General features: G+C 48.0%; 15 protein-coding genes and 2 pseudogenes. 4 read left to right on the forward strand and 13 right to left on the reverse strand.

Annotated elements, in window-relative coordinates; translation table 11 throughout:
• Nucleotides 1-13: 13 nt before the first annotated feature.
• The 3 genes from C3V36_01355 (at nt 14) to C3V36_01365 (ending at nt 1,758) form a co-directional block, all read left to right on the forward strand.
• Entirely contained in the window at nt 14-499 is a 486-nt protein-coding gene (locus tag C3V36_01355) for a hypothetical protein (GenBank protein ID AVM68029.1), read from the forward strand.
• A 222-nt stretch (nt 500-721) separates the two neighbouring features.
• Entirely contained in the window at nt 722-1,354 is a 633-nt protein-coding gene (locus C3V36_01360; GenBank protein AVM68030.1) for a hypothetical protein, read from the forward strand.
• On the forward strand, nt 1,351-1,758 hold the full coding sequence (locus C3V36_01365; protein AVM68031.1) for a hypothetical protein: 408 nt from the start codon (nt 1,351-1,353) through the stop codon (nt 1,756-1,758). Before C3V36_01360 ends, C3V36_01365 begins: the two co-directional genes overlap by 4 nt.
• A gap of 262 nt (nt 1,759-2,020) precedes the next feature.
• Here the strand turns inward: C3V36_01365 and C3V36_01370 are convergent, their stop codons facing one another.
• From C3V36_01370 to C3V36_01410, 9 genes and pseudogenes are all read right to left on the reverse strand, one after another.
• Nucleotides 2,021-4,192, reverse strand: coding sequence for a sodium-translocating pyrophosphatase (locus C3V36_01370; protein ID AVM68032.1), 2,172 nt, complete (start codon nt 4,190-4,192; stop codon nt 2,021-2,023).
• A gap of 371 nt (nt 4,193-4,563) precedes the next feature.
• Nucleotides 4,564-4,794: pseudogene (locus C3V36_01375) on the reverse strand (DUF2662 domain-containing protein).
• 18 nt (nt 4,795-4,812) lie between these two features.
• A pseudogene (locus tag C3V36_01380) lies at nt 4,813-5,166 on the reverse strand (signal peptidase I).
• 196 nt (nt 5,167-5,362) lie between these two features.
• On the reverse strand, nt 5,363-6,217 hold the full coding sequence (locus C3V36_01385) for an Hsp33 family molecular chaperone HslO (GenBank protein AVM68033.1): 855 nt from the start codon (nt 6,215-6,217) through the stop codon (nt 5,363-5,365).
• 590 nt (nt 6,218-6,807) lie between these two features.
• Complete coding sequence (locus C3V36_01390) at nt 6,808-8,181, reverse strand: sodium:proton antiporter (protein AVM68034.1); 1,374 nt, start codon at nt 8,179-8,181, stop codon at nt 6,808-6,810.
• A gap of 585 nt (nt 8,182-8,766) precedes the next feature.
• The gene (gene addA / locus C3V36_01395) at nt 8,767-12,501 is read right to left on the reverse strand and encodes a helicase-exonuclease AddAB subunit AddA (GenBank protein AVM68035.1); all 3,735 of its coding nucleotides are present in this window, start codon (nt 12,499-12,501) and stop codon (nt 8,767-8,769) included.
• A gap of 31 nt (nt 12,502-12,532) precedes the next feature.
• Entirely contained in the window at nt 12,533-13,687 is a 1,155-nt protein-coding gene (locus C3V36_01400) for a hypothetical protein (protein AVM68036.1), read from the reverse strand.
• A 207-nt stretch (nt 13,688-13,894) separates the two neighbouring features.
• Nucleotides 13,895-15,883 carry a methyl-accepting chemotaxis protein gene (locus C3V36_01405; GenBank protein ID AVM68037.1) on the reverse strand — a complete coding sequence of 663 codons (1,989 nt, stop codon included), beginning with the start codon at nt 15,881-15,883 and terminating at the stop codon, nt 13,895-13,897.
• 431 nt (nt 15,884-16,314) lie between these two features.
• A complete protein-coding gene (locus C3V36_01410) occupies nt 16,315-17,088 on the reverse strand; it encodes a tRNA pseudouridine(38-40) synthase TruA (GenBank protein ID AVM68038.1) in 774 nt (257 codons plus the stop codon).
• Here C3V36_01410 and C3V36_01415 point away from each other — a divergent pair.
• Nucleotides 17,083-17,262, forward strand: a complete 180-nt coding sequence (locus C3V36_01415) for a hypothetical protein (protein ID AVM68039.1) — start codon at nt 17,083-17,085, stop codon at nt 17,260-17,262. The two genes, C3V36_01410 and C3V36_01415, sit on opposite strands and share 6 nt — an antisense overlap.
• 78 nt (nt 17,263-17,340) lie before the next feature.
• Here C3V36_01415 and C3V36_01420 read toward each other — a convergent pair whose 3' ends face one another.
• From C3V36_01420 to C3V36_01435, 4 genes are all read right to left on the reverse strand, one after another.
• On the reverse strand, nt 17,341-17,541 hold the full coding sequence (locus tag C3V36_01420) for a cold-shock protein (protein AVM68040.1): 201 nt from the start codon (nt 17,539-17,541) through the stop codon (nt 17,341-17,343).
• 288 nt (nt 17,542-17,829) lie between these two features.
• Nucleotides 17,830-18,957: a hypothetical protein gene (locus C3V36_01425; GenBank protein AVM68041.1), complete on the reverse strand. Its 1,128-nt coding sequence runs from the start codon at nt 18,955-18,957 to the stop codon at nt 17,830-17,832.
• Nucleotides 18,944-19,996, reverse strand: coding sequence for a hypothetical protein (locus C3V36_01430; protein ID AVM68042.1), 1,053 nt, complete (start codon nt 19,994-19,996; stop codon nt 18,944-18,946). The genes C3V36_01425 and C3V36_01430 overlap by 14 nt, the downstream gene beginning before the upstream one ends.
• Before the next feature lie 2 nt (nt 19,997-19,998).
• Nucleotides 19,999-20,931 (reverse strand): ABC transporter ATP-binding protein, encoded by a 933-nt coding sequence (locus C3V36_01435; GenBank protein ID AVM70393.1) that lies wholly within the window; start codon nt 20,929-20,931, stop codon nt 19,999-20,001.
• Nucleotides 20,932-21,364 lie beyond the last annotated feature (433 nt).

The raw sequence follows: 21,364 nt of genomic DNA on the forward strand, positions 1-21,364 counted from the left end.
AAGGAGATTTATCATGAAAAAAAATTTAGCAATTGTATTGAGTCTTATTATTTTTGCCGGCAGCATTTACGCCACGAATGTTATTCAGCCTATCCAAGCTGATTTAAGAGCTGATATTTCCATTGAATTAAATGGCTCTTTACTTCAACTAAAGGATGCTGCGGGAAATGCTGTTTATCCCATCAGTTATAACGGCACTACCTATCTTCCTGTTCGAGCGGTTGCCGAAAATCTTAACTTAGATGTTCAATGGATCGGAGAAACTAATACTGTTAAACTAACCCAAAAATCCAATACCCCATCAACTGTTATTAATAAAACTACAATTATAAATAACAGCACAACAATTCAAAACGGAAAAATCAAAGGAAACAAGAACAGTATGATTTATCATATGCCTAATGGTATGCATTATGACAAAGTTTCTGAAAAGAATGCGGTTTACTTTGATACCGAAGAAGATGCAATCAAAGCCGGTTACCGCAGAGCAGAAAATTAATTGACCGATTTGCCCAGGCCGACAAAATGGGCAGCAGAAACTAAAATAACAGCTTAAAAACTAAAATTATTTTCACTTTCACTGGTGAAACATCAAAAAATAAAATGCCGTGCTGGTGCGCCAACACCTATGCACGGCCTAGAAACCGATATACCGCAAATATATAAGTTCCTGTTTGTATTATAGCACACTTTCAGGGACTTGGAAAGGGGCTGTTTTTTTATGGAAATAATCAGAGCAGCGCTTTATATCAGAGTATCAACCGAGGAACAAGTCCGGGACGGCTATTCATTGGACGCGCAAAAAGCGCATTTAATAGATGAAGCCGACCGGACAAGTGAACGGATTAAGTTTGTCTTTGACCGGAAAGTGGTCGAAAGCCAAGTGATTGGCGGTGCTTTGCCAATGGGCTACAGACGGGAAAATGGCAGATTAGTAATTAACGAGAAAGAGGCCGAAATTGTCCGACGAGTCTTTAAACTATATATATCGCTTAGAAGTCGACGTGCGACCGCTTTTAAACTCAGCAAGGAGCTTGACCGTAGGATAACATATCCGGTAATCGAAACCATGCTGAATAGCGAAAAATATATCGGAAAATACCGCGATAACCTCAATTACTGCCCGCCTATTATCGACAAAGCGATTTTTGACGAGGCGCAAGCCATCATCAAAGCCAGGCCGCTTCGCTCTTATTCTGGAAAAGAAAACCATTATTTTTATATTTTTAGCGGCCTTTTAGTATGCCCTCTTGCGGTCGCACTGTCAGAGATGCGTATTATAACAGGGTTTATCGCTATTATGGTTGTCGTTATTATTTCGTTAAAAAAAATTGTTATTTTAATAAAACGTTGAAAGAAGAAAAAATTGAAGCTTTTTTGCTGGAGAATATCGCAAACATAGCCACTCAATACAAGGTAGAATATGAATTAAGCCAGAAGAAAAAGAAAGAGCCCTCTACCAGCAAAAAGACAGTCGAGGGCAAATTGGCAAAACTTAGGGAACTATATATAAATGATTTGATAAATATTGCTGATTACAAGCGCGAATATGATTTGTTGAATAATGAACTTAAAAAGCTTGACCTCAACGACGATAACAGCGAAAAAGATTTCAGCAATTTAGATATGCTTTGGAACTCTGACTTTGAAAGCATGTATCATGCCTTGGACAATCTCACCAAGCGAACCCTATGGCATACTATCATTGAAAAAATCATCCTGCGGGATGATGGCGGATTTGATATTTTTTTCAAGTAATTTTTTGCACTTGTTTAGTATTAACTACTGTTCGACGCGTCCGTAGGACGCAAGTTTTGAACAAGCACTAAAACAATATGCGACCGATGCCGGCAGTCCCCCATTCAACTGCCCGCCGCACCCACAAAACACAAGTTTTAACGAAGCACCCGCCCTTTTTTATTACTCAAACATAACTCCGGCATAAAAAATGTACCCTATAACAAGAGTATAGAGTACAAAATAAAATCCCTTTATTGACACCGGTTATTTATCACTTCAATTAAAAATTAAAAAAGCTAAACAAATTATACTTGCCGAAAACCGACACTAAAATCAAAGAAATAACCGACATAATCTTAATCAGAATATCCAGCGACGGCCCAACCGTATCCTTCAGCGGATCACCAACCGTATCGCCGACCACCGTCGATGCATGCACCTCACTCCCCTTGCCATGTCCCGGCAGTCCTCCCGACTCCACCAACTTCTTGGCATTATCCCAGGCACCGCCGCTGTTTGCCGTAAAAAGCGCCAGCATAATCGCCGACATCGTCGTACCAATCAGCAAACCGCCGACAAAGTTTGCCCCGAAAATAAACCCGGCAATAATCGGAATCGTCACCGACAACAGCGCCGGATACTTCATCTCCTTTAGCGCTCCGGCCGATGAAATCTCAATACAAGTCTTATAATCCGGCTTCTGTGTCCCATCTAAAATTCCCGGAAACTCCTTAAACTGACGGCGCACCTCAGCCACCATCTTACCGGCCGCCTTCGCTACCGCCTCTATCAAAAGACCCGAGAAATAAAACGGCAACGCCGCGCCCACCAAAGCACCTGCTAAAGTATGCGTATCAATCATATTCAAAATCAAATCAAAACCCTGAATATCACCGGGATTACTCTGCGAGTAAAGGAAAGAAGCCAAAAGCGAAAGCGCTGCCAGCGAAGCCGAACCAATCGCAAAACCCTTGCCGATAGCCGCCGTCGTATTGCCGACCGAATCCAACTTATCCGTAATCTCCCGCACCTTGGGGTCTAATTTACTCATTTCGCTGATACCGCCGGCATTATCGGCAATCGGCCCATAGGTATCAACTGACACCGTTGCCGCCACAAACGACAACATCCCGATCGCCGCCATCGCTACCCCATAGAGTCCGGCAAAAGCATTCGCCGCCAAAGTCGCCAGCGCCAGCACCAGCACCGGCAAAAAGGCCGATTTCATACCAATCGATAAGCCCTCGGTGATCGTCAGCGCCGTTCCCTCCAAAGAAGCCTGCGCCACCTGTTTAGTCGGTTTATAATCATAAGATGTATAATACTCCGCCAAAAATCCAATCACAATTCCGGCCACAATTCCCACCACCGCCGAATACCACGGCGAAAGCGTACCGGCTCGAAAACCCAAAGTACTGATATCCGCCTTAGAAAATAAAACATAGGTTAAAACACCGCTGCCGGCCACCGTTAAAGCCGCCGAAATCCATGTCGCATAGTTTAGTTCCCGATGCGCTTCCTCCGATACATTGCGAACCAGAAGAGACAATACCCCTATTACGCAGCTGATCAGTCCGACCGCCGCAAATGAAACCGGATATACAATCATGGTTTTAGCCACTTCCGCTGAAAAAGCACTGTCCGCTAAACCGCTTTTGGTATAGTAAAAATATCCGGCCAATACTCCGGCCGAAATCAAAGCTCCCACAAAAGATTCCAGGAGATCAGCCCCTAAGCCAGCCACATCACCGACATTATCGCCGACATTATCGGCAATCGTAGCCGGATTGCGCGGGTCATCCTCCGGAATATGTGCCTCGGTCTTACCAACCAGGTCTGCGCCCATATCAGCCGCCTTGGTGTAAATTCCGCCGCCAACCCGATCAAACATAGCAATGACCGAACAACCCAAAGCATAACCGGAAATCGTCATTGTAAACGGAATAAAATTAATCCCCAGCCAGTTGTCAATAATAACAAGCTGTTCCGGCCGAAGCTGTCCCATAATTTCCCCGAAAACAAGATAGACAATCCCCAATCCCAGCAGCGCAAAGCCGCCAACCGACAGTCCCATAACCGAACCGCCCTGAAAAGCAACCTTCAGCGTCTTGCCAAGACTCTTCGTTTCTCTCGCCCGGTTCGACACCCGGACATTGGCCAGCGTGGCAATTTTCATACCGATAAATCCAGCCGTTGCACTCATCAGTGCACCAAGCAGGAAAGCGACCCCCACATACCACTCAACCAGTACCGCCAGAACAACGGCAATGACCACCGCAATTCTGGCAATCATCTTATATTCATGATTAATGAAAGCCGCCGCTCCAACTTGAATCGCTTCGGCTATCTCCTGCATTACATCGGTTCCCGGACTGAGCTTCTTGACGGAATAGAAATTATACGCCGCCAGCCCCAAAGCCAGAGCGACGGACGCAAACAATAAGAAATACATCCTTTCCCTCCTTTAATCAGGTTTTTGCAGCCGAACTCTACTCCCCAACGTCACAAGCCAAATCCGGCTTACAATAGATAAAATGTAAAAAGTAATTAAAAATTTTCCGAAAAATCTTTTTTATTATAACATAGTTCTCTCCAAAATAGTATAAACTATGATAAAAATTTATCTTTTCTCTGTTTTTATGAATTTTTAAAATTATTATTATGCAAATCGCACAAAAAAAGAATCCTATTTTCAGGATCCTCCACCCGCGGTAATTTGCAATAAAAAAGTTCCGGCATAAAACCGAAACTTTTTTTGTGAAAAAGCTATTTTAGTTCAAAATACTAATTTCCTTCATCCGCCAGCAACAACTTTCGTACTTATTAATATCTCTGTTGCTGATTTCCCTGCTGCGGATAACCCTGTTGGTATCCTTGCTGTTGTCCACCTTGTTGCGGATAGCCCTGCTGATACCCTTGCTGCGGATAGCCCTGTTGATATCCCTGCTGAGAATAATTCTGCTGTCCGCCCTGTTGCGGATAACCCTGCTGCGGGTAACCTTGCTGCGGATAGCCCTGCTGCGGATAGCCCTGCTGCGGATAGCCCTGCTGTGCATAAGGCGCACCATAACCGCCAACTCCGATAAAGGTCGAATCACCAAACGCCAACATCGGCATAAAGATAATCGGCAACAGAATCATACCAATAATGAAGCCCGTACTCTTGCCAAAGTTCTGACCCAATTTATAAAGTGTCAATATACCGATAAACGCATTAACAAACGGCACCAGCAGCAACAAGAAATAAATTCCTTTGCCCCAGCTGATTTCATAAAGAACATACAAATTATAAAATGGTACAATCGATGCCCATCCCGGTTTCCCGGCCTTTGCAAAAATCTTCCACATCGACACAACAAGAACCACGCCCAGAACAATACAAACAATCATCGTCAATGTCCCTACTATCGCCGCCTGCCGCGCCATATCTTCATACCCATAAGAATTCATAATACTTTCTCCCTTCTGATATTTCTTTGTTAATAATAGTACATCTTTTACTCTTCTTTTTTATCCTCAAGTGCTAATAAAGCCTTTGCTTAAGACTAAAAAAGATTATCTATCATTAAGATAGTATAACATTTTTTAAAAAATGTCAACTTTTTTTTAATATTTCTTTCCCTCATCCCTTCAACTCTTCCGGCCTAATTTCGTACTTTTTATCGCAAAAATGACACTCAACCGTAATCGGTTTATCCTCCGCCAAAATCTCCTCCAGCTCCTGCTTGGACAAGCCCCGAATCGCCCGGATAAACCGCTCCTTTTGACAATTACAATGATAACGGAACATTTTTTCATCCAGCTTTTCCGGCGACAACCCGGCTAATACCCTTTCGGCAATCGCCTCCGTCGTCAGCCCCTGCTCCAGCAAAGACGTAACCGCCGGTAATCCGGCAATATTTTTCTCCAAAGCAGCAATCGTTTCCTCCGCCGCAAACGGCATCAGTTGAACAATAAAGCCGCCCGCCTGCTTCACGCTCCCATCCACATCAACCAGTACCCCCAAAGCTACCGCCGATGGTGTCTGCTCCGATCCGGCAAAATAGGCTGTCAAATCCTCGGCAATCTCGCCGCTGACCAGCTGCATTTGACTGGTATAAGGCTCCTTCAAACCATAATCTTTAACTACCGACAGCGTCCCCTGCCCGATTCCGCCGGAAATATCCAGCTTCCCATTTTCCTTAATCAACACCTCGGCTTCCGGATTAATAGTATATCCCTTAACACAGCCATCCTCAGCCGTAACCAATAAGCCTCCCAAACTGCCGCTGCCCTTGATCTGAACTGTCAGCTTAACCCGCTCCGATTTCTCCATGCAATACATCAGCCCGGCCCCAATCAGCAGCCGCCCCAGCGCTGCCGTCGCCAGCGGCAAAGAATGATGTACCCGCCGCGCCTCCTCCGCCACCTCCCTGGCATCCGTCACATAAAGCCGCAGCTCCTTCTTCGCATCACTATATATTTCTGCCACACTCATACACTTACCTCCATGTTACCTGCATTTTCTCTCTCTATCTTATATATCCCTAGATAATGTTTAATAAGTACAAAAATATTTACTGTATTTGATTAACTTTACCCTTATATACCCCTATCCTATATATCCTTTTCCCTTTACCAGCCATCACAACCACCCTCACCTCCATTGCTCCGATATTCCGGCTTTCCCACTCGCCAGACCATACTGTTATCTTTCTGCCACTCTTTCCGCCTCAAAATCCCTTCCGCTCGCCAGAGCTTATAGTTTTAACGTGCAATTCAACTGTCCGAAATTTGAACAAACGTTAAAACTATGAGCGACTGGCCACTCTTTTTTATCAATCCCCTGTTTTCTAATACCTTTCCAATCACCAGAGCATACTATGTTCGCCTTCCTACCGCTCTTTCCCCTTATAAAACCCCTTCTTGCTCGCCAGAGCTCATAGTTTTAACGTGCAGTTCAACTGTTCGACGCGTCCGCAGGACGCTAGTTTTGAACAAACGTTAAAACTATGAGCGACTGGCCGTTTTAGCACAAAGTTCAACCGTCCGAAATCTGACCGAATGCTAAAACAGTATGCGACTGGCCTATTTGGGGTCATCTTCCCTATCCGCATCCACCACAGCGTCACCTCGCTCCGCCGCTTTTCCCGCTAACAGCCTCTCAAATAAAGACTCATAAATCGGCTTACTCTTTAACAGCTCCGCCGTCAAATACGCAATCGCCACCACCAGACAAAGACCTAAAATATTAGAAGCCTCACCGGTCATCTCCGTCACCAAAAGCACAGATAAAATCGGCGTCCGAATTACTCCGCACAGCACTCCGCCCATCGCCAAAACAATAAAATTGACATAATACTCCGGCGATACCATTCCCAGCAAAGCCAAAGTCCTCAGCACTACCGCACCCGTCACTCCGCCAATCGCCAGCACCGGCAGAAAAATTCCCCCTTGTACGGCGCTGCCATAACTGGCCGAAGTAAATACAATCTTTAAAAACAAAAGCAGCAGCAAAAAGCCAAGCGGCTCCGGATGTTCCGCCAGCTGCTCCAGCATATCATGCCCGCCCCCCTGAATATAAGGAAACGTAAAAGCAACTACCCCCGACAGTAAAAACGCTATCACTGCCCACATGACCTTCGGCACCGGCAGCTTTTTATAAATATCCTGCCCCGCCAGCAAAACAAAATTAAATAACGCCCCCACCAGGCCACAGGCAATCCCCAGCACAATCAGCCAGCCATAACTCTCCGGCGGCAACGCCCGCTCCAATGAAAAATGAAAAATCGGCTTCATGCCAAAACATTGCTTTGATAAATAATCCGCCGTAATACTCGCCAGAAAAACCGAAATCATAAGCAGCGGCGATATCTTCTTATGCAGCTCCTCGACCGCAAACAGCAGTCCCGAAATCGGCGCATTAAACGCCGCCGCCAGTCCTGCCGACGCTCCGGCCGTCACCAAATAATTCTCCTCATTTTGATCTCGCTTAAAAAGCCGCGACAGCAACTTGCCAACGGCGCCGCCCAACTGAATCGACGGCCCCTCCCGGCCCAAAGAAAGCCCGGCCGCATTCGCTAAAAATCCTCCCAGAAACTTAGCGCCCAAGACCGGCCACGGCCGCATGTCAATCTCATCTGTAATCTCACCCTGAATCTGCGGAATCCCGCTGCCGCTGCTCAGCGGCACCCATTTAACCAATAAGCCGACCACCAAACCCAAAACCACTAAACCGGCAAAAACCGCCAGCATCAAAAGGCTGTTGCCCTGCGCCCAAGTATAAACCTCCCGGCTGAACTTACCGACCGCCGCCAACACCAAACGATACGCAATCGACACGGCTCCCGCCAGCACCCCGGCCAAAATACCGCCCAAAACCGTTTCCCTGCTCCACACAACCGGCCGGCCCTTCCCCCCGTCCGACTGATGAAAACGCTCTTCCATAACTAGCTTCCTCATTTCCTTTACTTATTCACTATTACTTTGTTTCCCTATTTTTCTTAATTCTTTTCCAGCTTTACTCAAACTCAGCTCACCCTCAACCAGCCTTCGGTCAATCACTCTATCGCAAAACCCTCGCTTCTCGCCAGAGCATACGGTTTCACATGAAGTTCAACTGTCCGACACCCCGACATCTCCACAAGACGCTAATTTTGAACAAGCGCCACTATATGCGACCACCTTTCCGCCCATCACTCTATCACAAAACCCCTGCTCCTCGCCAGAGCTTATCGTTTTAACGTGCAGTTCAACTGTCTGAAATTTGAACAAATGTTAAAACGATAAGCGACTGGCCACCCTTTCCGTTATCTTCCTCCCTCATCATCCAACTTTTTCATTCAACCCTTGTCTACCAATCCCTTTCATCCGCCAGAGCATACAGTTTTAGCATGAAGTTCAATTGTTTGACGCGTCCGAAGGACGCTAGTTTTGAACGAATGCTAAAACTGTATGCGACTGGCCTATTTTAACGTGCAGTTCAACTGTCCGAAATTTGAACAACATTAAAGCGATAAGCGACTGGCCTTCCTGTATTCCGCACCCCTACATCAACACCGTCATATCCCTGCTAATCCCATACAGCCAAACCTCCCTAACCGGTAGACCCGTACTGCTCTCCAGCGCCCGCTTGTAAACCTCCATCTGCCCGGCATAACGCTCCCGCAAAACCCGCTTAAACTCCCCGTCATCGCCGCCGAGCCGATCCGTTTTATAATCAACGAGCACCAACTCTCCATTCTCCTCAAAAAAAACATCAATCACACCCTGTAACATCCTCTGCTCGGTGACATCCCCCGAAATCAGCGGCTGTCCCAAAATAAACGGCTGCTCCCTCTTTAAACGCCCTCTCTCCGCCGCCGTCCGCATCCGCTGCCATAAATCACTCCGCAGCACATTCTCCAACACTTTAACCTCAATAAAATCCCGCTCCATATCCGCCAGCAAACCCTTCGCCGCCAGCTCCCGCAAAAACTCCGGCAGCCGCTCCGCCTCCAAGGCAAATGGCAGCAGCGCCAACACCTTATGATACGCCGTTCCCCGCTGCGCCCCCTGACTGCCGCCAGAGAAAGTAACCGCTTCCCCCTCCGGCACAAAAGCCCCCTTTTGCTCCGAAGCCGAAGTCGTAATCTTCTCCTTTATAAACTCCGGATAAGGATACTCCGGATAAAACGGAATCGCCGCCGCCGGCATTTGCTCCGCCTCCCGCAGCCGCTCTGCCAAAGCGTCACTCTCCGTCCCGCTTTTTTCAGATGAAGCTCCGCTCTCCGCTCCATTCTTCGCCACCGGAACTTCACTCTCCATCCCGCTTTTTTCAGCTGAAGCTTCGCTCTTTGTCCCGCTTTTCGCCGCTGCACTCTCCGGACGGTCAGCCAAATCTCCGCCCGCCGTTTCCTCTGCCGCAGCTTCCTCTGCCTCGACCCGCTCGCTTTCCGCTTCCTCTCGCTTCAGCCAGCGCAAAGCCAGCAAGCCATATTCCTCCGCCCGCAGCGCCGCCGGCATCAAAAAATCCAAATAACTGCGCGCCGCCAGCAAATACTCGCGGCTGCAAAAATCACCGGCAAAACCATCAATTTGATACCCGCCGGCCGTGACATTCTTCTCCTGCCACCTCTGCAAAACCTTCTCCGCCGAAGAAACCGTCCCGATTAAATATAAATACTCTCTGGCTCTGGTTAAAGCCACATACAACAGCCTCTGCTCTTCCTCTAAAATCTCGCGGCGCAGCAGCATCTTTAACAACGGCTTTTGAAAGCCCTCCCTGACCACCCGACTTTGATAATCAATATCCGACACCAAAATCCCGCCGGCTTCCCGCAAAACCACCGGTGACGACACATCCCGGAAATTAAATCCCTTCCCCAGCTGCGTCAGCAAAACCACAGGAAATTCCAAGCCCTTGCTCTTATGAATACTCATAATCCGCACCGCTTTGCCGGTCTCCATTACCGGCTGGCCGAAACTCAAGTTCAAACTCTTAATCTTACCAAGACGCTGCAAAAAACGAATCAGGCCGCCTCCCTCTTGCCTTTCCCACAAAGCAAGCTGTTCCTGAAAAGCCTGCACATTTAAGCCTCTTTGCTTGCCATTCGGCATACCGGCCAGCAGCGCCGCATAGTCCGTCCTTTCCAGCAGCCGGTCAAACAACTGGCCAAGGGTCAGCAGATACGCTTCATCCTTTAATACCCGAAACTCCGTTAAAAAATAATCAACCTTAGCCAAAGTTTCTTCCGAAAAAAGGACTGCCCGCTCTGCCCAGATCTCCGCCGGCCATTCTCCGCGCCGCGAAAAATCCTGCCGGTAGCGGCTGAGTGCATCAAATAAAAACTCCTCCGCTTCCGCCGCTGCCCGAACCCGCGCCAAATCTTCCGGCTCAAACTCAAAAATAGCCGAACAAAGCACACCCAGCAAAGCCAAATCATCTCTGGGATTATCCAGCGTCTTTAAAAAATCCGTCAAAGTCCTGATTTCACTGGTCATAAAATAAGCCTTGCCCTCTTCCGCCAAAACCGGAATCCCCCAGCGCAAAAAAGTTTCAATATAAATCGGCAAAGCATTGCCGGGCGAGCGCATTAAAACCGCAATATCCTCAGCCTCAATTTTCCGCCAGTCGCCCCGCTTTTTATCATAAATCATCTTGCCCGAAGAAAGCAGCTCCGCAATCTCCTGCGCCGCCGCTTCGGCTTCCAGCTCCTCCCGGACGGCACTTTCTTCTTCGCTTTGATAGCTTTCCTTTTCAATTAAAATCAACTGCGGCCGGTAACTTTCTCCTAATTCCGCCGGCTGCGGAAAAATAAACTTGGCCCGATCGTCATAATCAATCCCCGCCGCCTGCCGCGTCATAATACTACGGAAAATATAATTTACCAATTTCAGGACTTCCTGCCGGGAACGAAAATTAGTCTGCATATCAATCTTGGCGTAAGACGTATCCAAACCACCGTAGCTTAAATATTTCTGCTGAAAAATTTCCGGCTTCGCCTGCCGAAACTTATAAATACTCTGCTTAATATCGCCTACCATAAAACGGTTCGGCCGCTCCGGCTCGCCCCCTGCCAGCTCCAACAGCGCGTCCTGCACCTCACTCGTATCCTGATATTCATCAATGATGACTTCTTTGTACTTCCCGCAGTAACGCTCTGCAATCTCCGTCCGGCCTCCGTCCTCCGCCCGCAAAAGCCGCAGCGCCATGTGCTCAATATCATTAAAATCAATGATCTGTTTCTTTTGCTTCTTGTCTCTGAGCAGCGCTTCATAAGCCAGCGTCAGCCGGCACAACTCCTTAACCAGACGCTGCATTCTCTGCGTAATTTCCCGGTTCTCCTCCCAGGTATTTTGCAGATAGGGCTGCAAATCAACAAAGACCGACCGCAAGTTTTCAATCCGCTGCTTCATCTCCGCCAGCGTCTCGGCCTCAATTCCTTTTCTGGCTCTGGGCATGACCGGGGCGGCATACTCTTTCAGCAGCCGGCTCAAGCCATCGTAATCACGATTTTCGGCCAAAGCTTCCGCCCGCGCCAGCAATTCACCGAAATAAGCCGCCTGTTCGGCAAATGCTTCCGTTTCCTGGTCTGTCGCCAATTCCGACAAAAACTGCTGTTCCCGCACCGCCCATTTCAGCTTCTCCGCAATCTCCTGCCACAGCACCGGCCAAAAAAAACTTTGCTCCAGCTCCTCCGGTGAATCGGCCGCAAGTCCTGCCACTGCCAAATCCAGCCATTCCTCAGGCTTTGCCATCCCCTGCGCCGCCGCGTCAATTCGGCGAATCGCATCCTCCACCGGCTGATCGCTGGTACCGGTCATAAAACTGCGCACCAAATGCAAAAATTCCGGCTCCGCCCTTTGGTATTCCGCTTCCAACAATTCAGCCATTGCTTCTTCCGCCAAAAGTTCAATTTCGGTTTCATCGGCAATCCGAAAATCCGGCTCCAAGCCCAACAGCGAATAATTTTCCCGAATTACTTTTAAGCAAAAAGCATGAATCGTGGTGATATCCGCCGACGGCAGCAGCACCAGCTGCTCCCGCAGTTCCGGCCGATACAGGCTGTGCAGTGCCTGACTGAGCGCATCACTGATTCTCTCCCGCATCTCTGCCGCCGCCGCCCGGGTAAAGGTAACAACCAACAGCTCATCAATACTGATTTCCCGATTTAAAATCATCTGAATTACCCGCTCGACCAAAACCGCCGTTTTTCCGGAACCAGCCGCCGCCGATACCAAAACATTCCGGTTTCTGACCTCAATCGCGCTCTGCTGCTGCTCTGTATATGAAAAAGCCATCGTTGCCTCCTCCGTTTATTCTGTTAAAACTCTATTTCCGGCAACAGTCGCAATCACAGGGCGGCAGCGCCGCTTCATAATAACTCTGCAGGAAATGACTTGCTCCCAGCTTCAAATCTTTCCAGGTTCCGTCCAGCGCGGCAAATAATTTTTCAAAATAAGCACCGCGATTATTTTCCCCCATGTGGCCAATCCGCAAAAGCTTGTCTTGATATTCCGCCAAACTTCCGGACAGAATAATTTCATACTTCGCCTGCAAATGCGCCAAAATATGATCCGGAGCAGCTTTCTCCGGGGCATAAAAAGCAGTTAAAGTATTGGCCGCTGCCGACTCGGCAAAAAGCTTCAGCCCGTTTTCGGTCAGCACCCGGCGGGTAATCTCGGCATAGCGGGCATGAAGCCCGATATAGTCTTTGGCTAAAATATTATCCAGCGCCGTTTCCAATGCATTAATCAGTTGTTCCGGCATCGTATAGGGGAACCACATTTTTTCCTGCCAGTTGAAAAAGTATTGATAATTGGCATAAAAAGAAGCAATCGGCTTTGTCCGGTTCTGAATCGCCTGCACCGCTGCCGGACTTAATGTCACCATTCCCAGCCCGGACGGCGCCGACAAACACTTTTGGCTGCCGCCCAGCAGCACATCAATCGCGCTGTCGTCATAATTTAACATTTCCCCGCCGATTGCCGACACACTGTCGACAACTGATAAAATCCCGCATTTTTTCAGAAAGCGGCACAGCTCGGCCACATCATTGGTTACGCCGGTCGGCGTTTCACAGTGAACCATTGTCGCCAGTTTAGCGTTTGGATGTTCGGCTACCGCCCTTTGCAGCGCTTCCAAGCAAAATCCATGTTCATCGGGCTGACTGACTGTCACCGGCCGGCCGCCATACATACTGACCAAATCGGCAAAGCCCCGGCCAAAAACACCGTTAGCCAGCACCAGTACCTCATCGCCCGGCTCAATCAGACTGGCACAGGCTCCCTCCAAGGCAATCATCGCTTCCGCACCCATAATAAAACTGAAGCCGCGGGTATTTTTAATCACCCTGTCATACTTCTCCACCACTCTTTGATATTGCTCATAAAATTCCCTAGACAGGTCGGCGTTCCATCTTTGCCGGCTCATCGCCTGCAAGGTGTTATCAGCAATTGTTGTCGGTCCCGCACTTAAAATTAACATTTTTATTCTCCTTTTTTTGCAATTTTACCCGAAAAAGGCTCTTTTCATCGCATCTGCACCTGAAAACGGAAGCAGTCACTCTGGTTCGTACAGCCTTCTTCCATAAAAGGCTTTCATTTTTTCCGCAAAGAAGCTGCTGCACCGGGAAAACAACCATCTTTGGTATATTATTTCCCGACGCAGCAGCCTGCTCTTGTTTACGGCTATTTACATTTTAAACACAGAAATCATTTCTGTCAACTCCTGCGCCATTTCTGCCAAATGTCCGCTGGAAGCAGCTATTTCATGAGCGGAGGCCGCCTGCTCCTCAACAAAGGAGGTCGACTGCTGAGCAGAAGCCGCATTTTCTTCCGACAGCGCCGATAAGTTTTCAATAATATTCAGCAAACTGTTTTCCGTCCGGCTCAATTCCTCGCCGGATTCATTCAGACGGCCGACCGCCTGCTGAGTTTGTTCCAACGCCGCCGAAATAGCATCAAACTGAGTATCGGTTTCTGATACCTTACCCGATTGATTGGCCACAATTTCACCGACCGAATTCATGATTTCCACCGTTTCCGAAGTTTTGGTCGTTAAATTTTCCACAATCTTGCCAATCTCTTCGGTAAACTCGGTTGACTGCTCGGCCAGCTTCCGGATTTCTTCGGCTACAACAGCAAATCCGCGGCCGGCTTCTCCGGCTCTGGCTGCTTCAATCGCCGCATTCAGTGCCAACAGATTGGTCTGATCGGCAATGGATTTAATCATATTGCTGGCACTGGAAATTTGATTGGCGCTCTCATTGGTGGTTGTGATCGCTTCCATAATCCGCTCCGATGCCATTTTGGATTTCTCGGTTTCCGCCACCAGTTCGCGAACGGATTGAACACCTTTTTTCTGTGCAGCCAGGGCATTCTTCGTTGTTTCGTTCAGGGCTTCAACCACTTCCTTATTTTTCTCTAAGGCGGTCTTCATCACCGACATCGCCTCGGTGCCTTCCTGCATATCCTCAGCCTGACTCTGTGCTCCCTGAGCAATCTCATCAACAGACCTTGCCACTTCCTCGGAGGCATGTGCCGACTGTTCACTGGTAGCCGTCAACTGCTGCGAGGAAGCCGATACCTGATTGGCTACATCACTGACTTTTGTCAGAACCTCTTTTAAAGTATTTTTAACACTGACCAGCGACCGGGAAATTGCTCCGATTTCATCCTTCTGTTTGGAGTAAATCATCGACGGCGACTGATCCGTCAGAGTCAAATCGTATCCGGCCATCCCTTCCACACAGGTACTCAGCGCCTGAATCGGCTTCGATACAGAAACTGCATTCCACAAAGAGATTCCGCCCATCAGCAACAGCGCGCCGATACTAAGTAAAAGCAAAGTCAAACCCAACTGATTGGTTCCGCTGAAAAACTCAGACTTAGGCACCCGCATAACCAAATGCCACTCCGTCCCCTCAATCGGAGAGGTGGCATACATAATCGCCTGACCGTCAATCTCGGCTTCAAAGGTGAGCGGTGTATTACTCAGAAGTTTGGACGCGACTTTACTGTATTTCCCGTTTTCAACATTGTGAATATCATCTTCGACCGTATAAACGGCATGCGCTACATATTTTCCACTTGCATCCAAAACACAGGCACTGCCTGTTTTCTCAATCTTAATCGCCCGCACCATGTTCTGCAGCTGCTCCAGCGAAATGTCAGCTCCGACCATGCCGAACCGCTTCCCGTTTTTCCTCATTTCCTTAGAAATCGTAATGATGGCATTGCCATTAATCGTACTGACATAGGGCTGTGAAACTACCGGATCGGCATGGCCGATTGACAGACGATACCAGTCCTTTTCCACTATATTATAACCGGCCGGCGGCACCCAGCCCAGCGCATCGACATAGCGCCCGGTTTCCAGTCCGATAAAAAAGTTCATGATTTCGGAATTACTGTCCTTCATTTCTGCGAACATTTTTTCCAGTTCTTTATCGCTTAACTCCAGCCGGCTGAAAACCTCGGCAGTCGCCATCAGCATTCCTTTTTTGTCCTCGATCAGATTGCCGATCTCAGCCCCATAGCGGGCGGACATCTGCTCAATCTTTTCGCCGTGCTCCTCGCGCAGCATGCTGGAAGCAAATAAATAGGAGCTGACCGACAAGACGGTTAAAATCACCACCAGCGGTACCAGTGTTGTCACCAATATCCTGCTTCTTAGTTTCATAGTTTTCCCTTCCTTCCTTGATTCCTTGTTTAACTTTTCTCCGGTCTTCTTTGGACTCTGTCAAGATGCATATACCAAGCTGAAAAAAGAGCATTTTAATAAACATGAGAAAGTTGAGTTAACATTTTGCATTTTAATCCGTTCAAGACAGCAGCAAAGCCAGAAAATTATCAGAAATAAGTATACATACCAATCCGGCGTAAACCACTACTATCATTGTAATTATCGGCACGATCGGCCATTTCCTGAAGATTAAATTTTATAAATTCCATCTTTGAAGCGCGCAGGCATAAATGAATGCACCTGTGAAGCGGCATATTCATTTTGCAGCGCTTGATCGTCAGACGGAGACACGAGGTGCTGCAAATGCGAAACATTTGGTCTGACGGCGGATAACTGCATGATAAAATGCCGCCGCTGCAAAAACTTCGTTAATAATTGATCTCCAGAAGCGTCAGTCCCTTCGCCGCTAAGGTCTTGGACGCCAGCCCCCGGTCGCCGGTTTGATAAGCCAGCCTGATTCGGGCATCGATCTCCTGCCGGCTGATCTGGCTGCTCCCCCAAAAGACAATACAGCCGGCAATGATCCGGACCATATTGTAAAGAAAGCCGTCGCCTTCCAAATAAATCTCATACGCCTGCCCGCACTCCCTGCCGATATACGGATCTGCTTTTTCCGTCACCTGGCAGCGGTAAATTTGACGAACGGTATCCGCTACTGTCTTTTTTTGCGAGGAAAAAGCGTTAAAATCATGGCGGCCGACAAACCGGGCGGCAATATAGCGCATTTTATCATAGTCGCAGCGCGGCCGAATCAAAACATGATCCCGACAGTAAGCCGGCAATTCCACGTTTCCGTTCCAGATTTTATAGACATAAAGCTTGCTTTTGGCATGATAACGAGGATGAAAATCGGCCGGCACGGGCTCCGCTCTCCATACCCGGATGTCCGCCGGTAAATAAGAATTAAAGGCATTTAAAACTTTTTGCGGGCTGTGGCCGGATTCGGTTCGGAGCAGCGCTCTTTGACCGACCGCGTGTACGCCGGCGTCGGTGCGCGAAGCGGTCGTAATCGTAAAACCAGCCGGCAAAAAAGAGGCCCCGGCTCTCATCATACATTCCTGAACCGCCAGCGCATTTGCCTGAGTCTGCCAGCCGGCATAAGCCGTTCCGTCATAGGCGATGGTTAATAAAATTGTTTGCATAAATATTCCTTTGCCTCTCCGGTGCCGGGCAATCCCGCGGAGAAATTTTTGACATCGGCGATTCCGGCGGAATTGCCCAATAAAAAGTGTGTACCTTGGCACACACTTGACGCGCGGCGCCGTAAGGCAAGTTTCCGCGCCGCGAGCCGCGCATTCCCCGGAGAGTTTATTTAATGGAAAAATTTCTTATTAAAGATTAAATAAAAAAGGCTGCGCCGGATACTCCCCAGCACAGCCATCCTTGACTTATTTCTATAATTTAACAACATCAGCCGCTTGCGGACCCTTGGAACCTTCCACGATATTAAATTCTACCTGGTCGCCTTCTTCCAAAGACTTAAAGCCGTCGCCGCCGATAGCGGTGAAATGTACGAATACATCGTCTCCCCCATCAACTGAAATAAATCCAAAACCTTTTTTTGCGTCAAACCACTTCACTGTGCCCTGTTTCATTTTCTTCCTCCTGTAAATTAAAAATCACTGCGCGTAGGTTGAGTATTTAACTTCAATTAAGATGGAGTCTGCAATCAACTCTACCTGCTTAGAATATCACTTATTTTATGCATTGTCAAACGTTTTTTAAAAGTTTGGTTAATTTTTGTTAATTCACATCATTTTTTTGATGAAATTGCCGGTATCTTCCGCAAAAATACAGGCGTCGGATATTTGCCGCGGCATGTACCTTTTCCCCGGCGCCAATGTCCGGCTTGAGTTTTATGAATTCAAGCCGGAACCGCCTTTTTAAATTTCCAATGCCCTTTCCCGCTGATGAACTTTGGCCAGATAATAGCCGATCAGCAAAAAGGCGGCCGCAAAGAGGAGCTGCATTCCCATATTGGCGAACCAATTGCCGGAACCGGTATAAATGGCTTCATTGGCATTGACAAAATAATACCCCGGCACAAAATGCGCCAGCTTCAGGGCAAAACCGCCCAAAAACTCCTGCGGGATAAACGCGCCGGACACAAAGGCGCTGCCCAGCGAGACTATATTGGCGATGGCGCTTAAGGCGCTTTTATTTTGCACGACGGTATTTAAACAAAAGGTCAGACACAGCGTCGTCACCATTAACACCGCCAAATTAAGGGCATACAGACCGATATTAACCTGACTGAAGTCAATTTTGTTAATCAGCAGGGAAACCACCAGCAAAATCGCCCACAGCAGCACGCCGAAGATCAGCTGCCCGATAAACATTTGAACCTGAAAGCCGCGCAACGATTTGCCCGAACAGCGGTTCCGGAAAGTAATCTTTTTGTTGTTAAAATCGGCCATCACCATGCCGATGACAAAGAGTACCACCGCGGTCAGCGGATAAAGCGCCGCGTTCATATAAATCTTGTACCACTCGGTTTGGCCGGTCTGGCGGCGAGTCGATCCCACCATCCGAACCTCGGCTTTTTCCTGCAGCGCGCCGTCTAACCGTTCATAATTAATCCCGCCGTCCTTATCCCGGCTCAGGTTGAGCAAATACATATAACCGCTCAGATCCTGGACGGCCTTATAAGCCGTGGTCGAAAAGGTACTTTGATGCACCTCGATCTCCCGCTCCCCGCCGGCCTCGGCAAAGCCCTTAGGAATAACCGCGACCATGTCAAACAAACCCATATAAATCTGCTCATCGATATCCTGCTTATCCGGCGCCGGCAGTAGTGTATTGCCCGCCGCTAAATACTCGCTTAAATGCCGGGCCGCCGGGCCGCCGTCCTCGTCAATCAGCGCGATATTGGCTTTGACCGCCGTATACTGCTGCCCGCCTCCATCCTGCTGCGCCGCCATGATCCCGATCACCACGAACATCACCACATACATGCTGGCCGCCAAATGATAGCGGCCTAATATTTTTAAAAAATATCTAAAAACTGTCATAACTTCTCCTCCGTAAAGCCCGAACCGACAGCAGCGCAAACATCGTGCTCAGAGCCAGCAGGATGAAAATCCCCCTGCCGTAATAATTGTAATTGCCCAGCAGATTAATCCGGTAAAGTCCGCTGGTAATGATTGAAACCGGATTGATTTGATCCAGCCACGGCAAGCAGCGCATAATCATGGTCTTGATCGATATACTCATCATCCCGGAAAGAGCCGATAAAAACAAGGGAATCCCAATCCCCAAGCCCGTTTTCAGCTGCGGACTCAGGCGGCTGTTCGAGCCCAGCCAGACGCCCATCGTGATGCCCACCAGATTTCCCGCCGCAATCAGGCCGAGACTGGCCGGATACTCGGTAAACAGATGAATTTTAAGCCCCCAGTTAATATAAGCGATTAAAAGCAGATTGGCCAATAAATTTAAGCTGACTACCACCGCCAAACCGCTGAAAATATAGGGGCCTTTTTTGATCGGGGAAACCGTCATCCTTTTGCCCAATTCCGATACATCCGCCTGAAAGATGTCTAAAATTTGAACGCCGCCGAAAAATCCGTAAAAGCAAACCATCCCCAGCAAAGTATAAAACATGAGCGCATAAGGCGAAACCCTTTGTTGTTCCATTTTGATATAAGTTTTATCAAAGTCAATCCCGGCGGGATCCGCTCCATGCTCGAACAGATAAAAAAACTGCTTTAAATTGGTGACAATATTCTGAACCGCCGTTTGGCTAACCCCGGACTTCGCCACCAAAACTTCCATATCGCCGGTCACATAAGCGGCGATTTCTCCGGATTTTAGCGCGTCTTCCGCCGCCTCGGCCGGATATTCCTTTAACTGCAAGGCCTCAATATTTTTTAAAATCCCCTTTAATTCATTGTCCGGCCCAATCCCGACCGCGAACCGAATCGGCTTTTCGGTCAGAAGCGAGCCGAAGGCCAGATAAAAAAAGCTGCATAAAATAATCGGATATAAAATCGTCCAAAAAACAAAGGCTTTCTCCCGAAACATTGATTTGATTGTATACTCTAAGCTTCTCATCCTTATTCCCTCAATTCCTTGCCAGTCAGCTCCAAAAATACCTCGTTCAGGGTCGAGCGCCGGATATAAAGACTGTTATAAATTAGGCCCCGCTCTTCGATAAAGCTAAGCAGGCTGTTCAGATTCCCGCTCCGGGACAAAAACTGAAGCAGATAGCCGTCGGCATAATCATCGACCCGGACAATGCCCGGCAATTTTTTCAGTTCTTCGGCCAGCCCCGGCGCTTCGTTTTTAAAGGAAATTTCAATTTTTTCGCCGCCGCAGATTCTTTCCTTCAATTCCTCGGGACTGCCTTCGGCAATATTTTTGCCCTTATCCATGATAATAATTTTTTTGCACAGACTTTCCGCTTCCTCTAAATAATGAGTGGTATAAATAATCGTCGCTCCGGCCTTATTCAAATTGCGGATGCCCTCCAGAATAAAATTGCGGCTTTGAGCATCAACCGCTACAGTCGGCTCATCCAAAAAAATCAATTCCGGCTTATGAGCAATTCCACAGGCAATATTTAAGCGCCTCTTCAAACCACCGCTTAACTTTTTCGGCAAAAACTTACGGTATTTGGTCAGTTCCGTAAACTCAAGCGCTTCTTCCACCCGCTCTTTCCGCAATTTACTGTCGTCAATGTAAAGCCCGCAAAAATAATCAATATTTTCCCAAACATTCAGCGTATCAAAAACCGACACTTCCTGCGGCACCACCCCGATCCGCCTTTTCAGGTCATAGGCATTTGGCTCCATCCGGCGGTCAAACAGCTTAATTTCTCCTTTATCATAAGTCAAAAGTGCCAGTGCACAGTGAATAAACGTAGTTTTCCCAGAACCGTTCGGCCCCAAAAGACCGATAATATCCCCCTTTTGAGCGCTGAACCCAAAATGATCCAACGCCGTAACTTCCTTATACCTTTTGACCACATTATTTGCTTCTATAATCATAATTTGTCCCTCCGTAAAAGATATGCTGGTTTCCAGTTCAGGCAGTATCATACGCAACTATCCATCCGCCTAACACATACATGCACATTTTGTTTCCAGTTCAGGCAAGCGGATAGTTATGATTGATATGCCGGAGAGCTTGCTTTCACAGGCAGTATCAAGCATAACTATCCATTTGCGGAACATGCTGCTAATTCGCTTGCTGCGAATTAGCAGTGGCTTGCCTGAACTGCTAAAGTTTTAGAGCAAACCAATACTTATGTCCGATATGCCGGAGAGCTTGCTCTCCAAAGGCATATCAATCATAACTATCCATTTGCGAATAGCTTGCCTGAACTGCAACACGTTTTTCTCTTATCCCTAAAAAAATCAGAACCAGCGGTTATGTTTTCCCGAAATCCGCCGATACAATGATTAAGTGTTACTGTGATAT

This window comes from Lachnospiraceae bacterium oral taxon 500, assembly GCA_002999035.1.
Classification (GTDB): Bacteria; Bacillota; Clostridia; order Lachnospirales; family Vallitaleaceae; genus W11650.

Bases quoted from the DNA above. Each gene is read 5' to 3' on its own strand.
- C3V36_01355 (AVM68029.1), top strand. From the start codon at position 14: ATGAAAAAAAATTTAGCAATTGTATTGAGTCTTATTATTTTTGCCGGC.
- C3V36_01390 (AVM68034.1), bottom strand. From the start codon at position 8,181: ATGAGGAAGCTAGTTATGGAAGAGCGTTTTCATCAGTCGGACGGGGGG.
- C3V36_01400 (AVM68036.1), bottom strand. From the start codon at position 13,687: ATGTTAATTTTAAGTGCGGGACCGACAACAATTGCTGATAACACCTTG.
- C3V36_01370 (AVM68032.1), bottom strand. From the start codon at position 4,192: ATGTATTTCTTATTGTTTGCGTCCGTCGCTCTGGCTTTGGGGCTGGCG.
- C3V36_01430 (AVM68042.1), bottom strand. From the start codon at position 19,996: ATGAGAAGCTTAGAGTATACAATCAAATCAATGTTTCGGGAGAAAGCC.
- C3V36_01385 (AVM68033.1), bottom strand. From the start codon at position 6,217: ATGAGTGTGGCAGAAATATATAGTGATGCGAAGAAGGAGCTGCGGCTT.
- C3V36_01360 (AVM68030.1), top strand. From the start codon at position 722: ATGGAAATAATCAGAGCAGCGCTTTATATCAGAGTATCAACCGAGGAA.
- C3V36_01425 (AVM68041.1), bottom strand. From the start codon at position 18,957: ATGACAGTTTTTAGATATTTTTTAAAAATATTAGGCCGCTATCATTTG.
- addA (AVM68035.1), bottom strand. From the start codon at position 12,501: ATGGCTTTTTCATATACAGAGCAGCAGCAGAGCGCGATTGAGGTCAGA.
- C3V36_01435 (AVM70393.1), bottom strand. From the start codon at position 20,931: ATGATTATAGAAGCAAATAATGTGGTCAAAAGGTATAAGGAAGTTACG.
- C3V36_01420 (AVM68040.1), bottom strand. From the start codon at position 17,541: ATGAAACAGGGCACAGTGAAGTGGTTTGACGCAAAAAAAGGTTTTGGA.
- C3V36_01410 (AVM68038.1), bottom strand. From the start codon at position 17,088: ATGCAAACAATTTTATTAACCATCGCCTATGACGGAACGGCTTATGCC.
- C3V36_01405 (AVM68037.1), bottom strand. From the start codon at position 15,883: ATGAAACTAAGAAGCAGGATATTGGTGACAACACTGGTACCGCTGGTG.